The sequence below is a fragment of the Rhizobacter sp. P3_B12 genome, assembly GCF_056402895.1.
The window spans coordinates 1-5,698 of record NZ_JBFUGN010000351.1 but is presented as its reverse complement, the minus strand read 5'-3'; the positions used below and the strand labels follow the sequence as shown (position 1 = coordinate 5,698).

The window sequence follows — 5,698 nt, the reverse complement described above, 5'->3', positions numbered from 1 at the left end:
GGGGCTCGGTGCGCGGGCCGGCGCGGTGGTGAGCGGCGACACGACGCCGCACTCGAAGCCGCACCCGGCGCCGCTGCTGGAGGCGGCGCGGCAGATGGGCGTGGCAGCAGATGATTGCGTGTACGTCGGCGACGACCTGCGCGACGTGCAGGCGGGGTTTGCGGCCGGCATGGCGACGGTGGCGGCGGCCTGGGGCTACCTGGGTGTCGGCGAGCCGGTGGGGGCGTGGGGCGCGCAGCATGTCGTTCATTCGCCCGATGAGCTCTTGAAGCTGCTGGCGATGGCCTAAACTACGAAGTCCTGGGGCCGACCTGGTTTCGACGCGGGTGCGGATTCGGGATAGTGCATGTCGAGCACCAGTTCGCTCGTAAAACCACTGGATCGCATCAACTGCGAACGACGAAAAGTTCCTGCAAGCGGCTTAAACCCCGCCTAAGGGCTACCCCCCGCCGCGTAATACCGGTGGGCTTCGCAACAGCACGTCCATGGGCTGGGCTTGAGGGGCAACCTGAGAGCTGCGAAGTCATTCACATGGAATCGCTCTGAGCCGGGTCACTCGGTTCAAGGGCTAAATCAAGTGACTCGGGATGGGGGTAGCGTGCTGCTGCGCGACCACTGTCCTCAAAAACAAATCAGTCAGCTACACATGTAGACCTACTCGATGATGGCTTGCGGACGCGGGTTCGATTCCCGCCGGCTCCACCAGATGAAGGTCCGATGAGGACCGTGAAGTGCAAGAAGCCCTGACGCAGTGATGCGCCAGGGCTTTTTTTTGTTCGACGGCGAAATGCCGCGGGCCTCGGTCGCAACGGGTGCAGCCATCCGACAGCGACAATTCCCCGCATGAACATGCTCACCCGCATCCTCGCAACGACGATCCTGCTGGCCGCACCGTTTCTCGCCGTGGCTGCGCGCAGCACCCAGGTGGGCTCGCTCAGCCTGTCTCCAGACGGGCGATACGTCGCGGGCATCGCCTACACCGAATCGGCCACGGCTGCCTTCCTGATGGACCTCGAGGCCGATGCGGCCAATCTCCGGCTTCTCGCCAAGCCGGAGCGCGATCCGCGCTACGTGTACGGCCAGATCCCGATCGCGGTGAACTGGGTGACCAACGACCTTCTCGCGGTCGACTACAACAACCGCGAGTCGGTCTCGATCGATCTGTCCGGCAAGCAGGTCGCCTCGCTCGGCGAGCGCTTCATCCGGCGCATGAGCAAGGCCGGCCCGCTGGCCGAATCGGTGCTGGTCTACCGCGATGAGGAAGACGGCGACATCGACCTGGTGAATGCACGCACCGGCAACCGGCAACGATTCCGTGTTTCCCTGCCCGGCAAGCCCGCCGCCTGGGCGTTCGACGAATCGGGTGAGCTGCGCGCGGTCACGATGATCGATTCGAGCCGCTGGTCCGGCACCTCGAAGATCAGCAACTGGTACCGCCGTGCGGCGACACAGGACTGGCAACTCCTGCAGGAGTGGCCGGTGAGCGCATTGAACGAGGTCTGGTACCCCTTCGACGTGCTGCCGCAAGCCGACACGCTGGCGGTGTCTTCGCGTCAGGGGCGAGACACCTGGGCCGTCTTCAAGTACGACGCCGTCTCGCGCCAGCATGTCGAGTTGATGGCCGCGCATGCCCGTGACGACATCCTGCTGGTCGAAGGCCTCGATGCACCGAACGTCGAACGCGTGATCACCGGCGGTCTGCGTCCGCAAACCTTCTGGTTCGATGCGCGCTGGGCGAGCCTGCAGGCCGGCATCGATGCCGCGCTTCCGGGCCGCACCAATGACTTGCAGGGCGACAAGAACGGGCGCGTGCTGGTCACGTCGTATGGCGATGTCGATCCCGGTCGCTGGTACGTGCTGGACACCCGGACGTCCAAGCTGCGCGAGATCGTCGCGGCGATGCCGAAGATCGACCCGGCCGGCATGCACACCAAGCAGACGATGCGGTATGCGGCGCGCGACGGCCTGAGCATCCCGGCCTACCTCACGCGGCCCGCCGGTTCCGATGGCCAACCGGCGCCGACCGTGGTGCTGATCCACGGCGGCCCGCATGTTCGCGACCGATGGGACTGGGACCAGGAAGTCCAGATGCTCGCGGAGTCCGGCTATGTGGTCTTCCAGCCGCAGTTCCGCGGCTCGAGCGGGTTCGGCCGCCGCTTCGAGGATGCCGGCTATCGCCAATGGGGCCGCAGCATGCAGGATGACATCGCCGACGGCGTCCGATACCTCGTCCAGGAAAAGATCGCCGACCCCGCGCGGGTGTGCATCGTCGGGGCCAGCTACGGCGGCTATGCGGCGATGTGGGGCGCCATCAAGACGCCCGAGTTGTACCGATGCGCCGCCAGCTTCGCGGGGGTCAGCGACCTGGCCGACTGGCTGTCGAGCGGCCTCTGGGACGACACGAGCCCCGTCACGCGCGCGATCCGGCGAGACCGCATCGGCGACCCCGACAAGGACCGAATCGCGCTGGACGAGATCTCGCCGCTCAAGCATGCGGACCGCCTGCGCACGCCGATCTTCATTGCGCATGGAAGCCTGGACCGGCGCGTGCTGGCGTCGCAAAGCCGGGCGATGGTGGAGGCGCTGAAGCGCGCCGGTCAGCCGGTGGAATGGATGTGGTTCGACGAGGATGGGCACGGATTTTCGACGGCGAAGTCACGCGTGCGGTACTACGCGGCCCTCCTCGATTTCCTGGGTCGCCATCTCGCCCCTCCGCAGCAGCAGGCCGAGAAGGCTCCATGAACCGGCTGGCAGCAATTGCAGCTGCTTTGGCATGGCTCCCCCGCAAGAGGGTTTGAGGTCCGCGAATGTTGGTCGTACGCTCCCGGCCACTCACGGAGGAGTCCCACATGACCTTGAAAGCAACGCTCGCCGCCCTGGCGCTCGTGGCCGCCGCGGCGGCCGTCCACGCCCACCCCCGCCCGGGCAACGATGCCCCGACATTCACCGAGATCCGCCGCGCCGTGCACACGGGCGGCACCGTCACGCTGAAACCCTTGGTCGACGACGCCGACCAGCGCGGCCCGCACCGCATCGAACTGCTGTCGGCCCCGCAGTCCGGCTCGGCCGCCGTCTCGCCCGATGGCCGGCACGTGATCTACGCCGCACCGGCCACCGCGGGCACCGATTCCTTCACCTACCGCGCCACCGACCGTGGCGGCCTCGCCGTCGAAGGCACGGCCCGCATGGTGGTCTACGACGATGCCGCGCTGGCCACCTGCCGGCAGGACAGCACCGTCACGCCAGAGGGCGTGCTGGGCCCGCGCACCAAGTCCAACGGCTGCGCCTACTACGGTCAGACCCCGACGCGCATCTCGATCGACGGCCCGGTGACGATGGATTACTTCGTCAACTGGCCGTCCGACGGCAGGCCGCCGAAGGCGGTGGTGGTGCTGCTCGGCGGCGGCGACTTCAACATGGCCATCCGCGGCAACCTGGACACCGGTGCCGGCGACGTGACCGGCGGTGCCAACAACTTCGTCGTGCGCACTGCGCAACTCGTGGCCGATGCGGGCTACCTCGCCGTGGCGCTGGACCGGCCGGTGCCCGGCCCGCGCCTGGCGCCCGGCTCGACGAACGTGACCACCGCGACCGACTACTACCGCGTGTCGGTCGACCATGCGGTCGACATCCTCCGCGTGCTCGAATCGCTCGGCACCGGCCGCCTGCCGGTGTTCCTGTCCGGCACCAGCCGCGGCGCGATCTCGGTGGTGGCGCAGAACCTCATCGCGACCGGCATCGTCAGTTCCAGCACCGTCACCCTGGACCTCAGCGACGGTACTCACCGCCTGTGGGTGGGCAAGCCTGGCGTGCCCACGTTGCAGCCCTCGTACGTGCGCCGTCCCACGCAGGTGGTGTGGCATGCCGAAGACGGCTGCGCCGGTGTCTCGCCGGCCGGATCGCGCGCGTTCTACGACAGCCTGGTCGCCACCGGCAACGATGCGTCGTTCAGCATCGGCAGTGGCGGCGTGCGCGTCACCACCGCGGGCAACGGCGTGTCGCCCGACGTCTGCGGGGCGCTGAGCTACCACGGCTTCATGGGCATCGAGAACACGGTCGTCGGCGCCATCACCGGCTGGCTCGACCAGCGCGTGGCCGCGCTCGGCCACGACACGCCGCCCCACGCGGCCTCCGCCGAGGTCCGCACCGCCGCCGGCRTGCCCGCGCAGATCCACCTGGCCCGGCTCACGCACGACCGCGGCTGGGGGCCGTTGTCATACGCGTTGCCCGGCACCGCCACCAGCTTCGGCGGCCAGGCGGTGTTGAACGGCCGCACCGTCACCTACACGCCGCCGGCCGGCATGACCAGCGGCACCGACTACTTCGTCTACGCCGTCACCGACCGGCACGGCGGTGTCGGTGCCGCGGTGGTGACGGTTCACATCGGCGACTGAAGGCCCGGTCAGGGCGCCGCGGCCTTGTTCACCGCGATCGCGGCGCGGAACAGCGCCTTCAGCGCCTCGGCGTCCGGCGTGTCGCCTTCATGGAAGTCGATCGCGCGGCGCACGTTGCCGTCGAGGCTGGAGTTGAAGAGGCCCGCGGGGTCCGGCACCGAGGCGCCCTTCGCGAAGGTCAGCTTGACGACCTTCTTGTAGGTCTCGCCGGTGCAGATCAACCCGTGGTGCGACCAGGCGGCGGTGCCCCATTTCCATTCCTCGGTCACGCCGCGTTCGGATTGCGTGATCAGCTTGCGAAGTTTCGAGAGCATCTCGCCGCGCCAGTCGGCAAGGCCTGCGATCTTCTCGTCGATGAGTTCGGACGGTGTCGGCATCGCGCGATCGTACCGCCTAGACTTCGGCGATGGACATCCATCACGACGATTGGGCGACCCCGTTCGAGCGGGGCAACGGCAACCAGACCACCACCTGGCGTGCCTGCATCGATTTCCACCAGCGCCTGGCGCAGGCCTTCGGTGGGTGGCTGCGCTTCGAAGAGGCCGGCCGATCCGACGCCGGCGTGCCGATCCACGTCGGCGTGTTCTCGACCGACGGCGTCTTCGACCCGCAGGCGGTGAAGGCCGCCGGTCGCCCGGTGTTCTTCAACAACAACGGCATCCACCCCGGCGAGCCCGAAGGCATCGATGCCTGCATGGCGCTGCTGCGCGACCTGTGCCTCGATCCGGCGCGGCGCGCGGCGCTCGGGCGCACCGTGCTGGTCTACATCCCCGTCTACAACGTCGATGGCGCGCTGAACCGGCAGGACACCAGCCGCGTCAACCAGAACGGGCCGGAGGCCTTCGGCTTCCGCGGCAATGCGCGCCACCTCGACCTGAACCGCGATTTCATCAAGGCCGACAGCCTGAACACCCGCACTTTCACGCAGGTGTTCACCCGCTGGGACCCGGACGTGATGGTCGACACCCACACCTCGAACGGTGCCGACTACCAGCACGTGGTGACGCTGATCGCGACCCAGCCCGACAAGCTCGGCGGCCGCACCGGAGCGCACCTGCGCGAGGCGATGCTGCCCGCGCTGTACGCCGGCATGGCGCAGCGCGGCTTCCCGATGTGCCCGTACGTGAACACGCTGAAGGAGATCCCGGACGACGGCATTGCCGACTTCCTCGACTCGCCGCGCTTCTCCACCGGCTACGCGGCGCTGCACCACACGATCGGCTTCATGCCCGAGACGCACATGCTGAAGGCGTTCGAGGCGCGCTACCACGGCACGCGCGCGCTGGTGGAGGCGGCGCTCGCGC

The 5,698-nt window shown here is 68.2% G+C and carries 5 protein-coding genes and 1 other RNA gene; 5 read left to right on the top strand and 1 reads right to left on the bottom strand.

Translation table 11 applies throughout. The features are described 5' to 3' along the window. The 4 genes from AC1D01_RS18175 to AC1D01_RS18160 all read left to right on the top strand — a co-directional run. On the top strand, positions 1 to 289 hold a 289-nt coding region (locus AC1D01_RS18175), incomplete at its 5' end, for an HAD family hydrolase (RefSeq protein ID WP_477868686.1). A gap of 13 nt (positions 290 to 302) precedes the next feature. Continuing rightward, positions 303 to 705: a transfer-messenger RNA gene (ssrA, locus tag AC1D01_RS18170) on the top strand. A gap of 138 nt (positions 706 to 843) precedes the next feature. Further along, the gene (locus AC1D01_RS18165; RefSeq protein ID WP_477868684.1) at positions 844 to 2,742 is read left to right on the top strand and encodes an alpha/beta hydrolase family protein; all 1,899 of its coding nucleotides are present in this window, start codon (positions 844 to 846) and stop codon (positions 2,740 to 2,742) included. A gap of 107 nt (positions 2,743 to 2,849) precedes the next feature. Next, entirely contained in the window at positions 2,850 to 4,394 is a 1,545-nt protein-coding gene (locus AC1D01_RS18160; RefSeq protein WP_477868682.1) for an Ig-like domain-containing protein, read from the top strand. 8 nt (positions 4,395 to 4,402) lie between these two features. Here AC1D01_RS18160 and AC1D01_RS18155 read toward each other — a convergent pair whose 3' ends face one another. Further along, a complete protein-coding gene (locus AC1D01_RS18155; protein ID WP_477868680.1) occupies positions 4,403 to 4,771 on the bottom strand; it encodes a DUF1801 domain-containing protein in 369 nt (122 codons plus the stop codon). Between the two features lie 29 nt (positions 4,772 to 4,800). On the opposite strand from AC1D01_RS18155, the gene AC1D01_RS18150 reads away from it, so the two are divergent. Beyond that, positions 4,801 to 5,698, top strand: an 898-nt coding sequence (locus AC1D01_RS18150; protein ID WP_477868678.1) for a M14 family zinc carboxypeptidase, incomplete at its 3' end; no start/stop codon positions are given.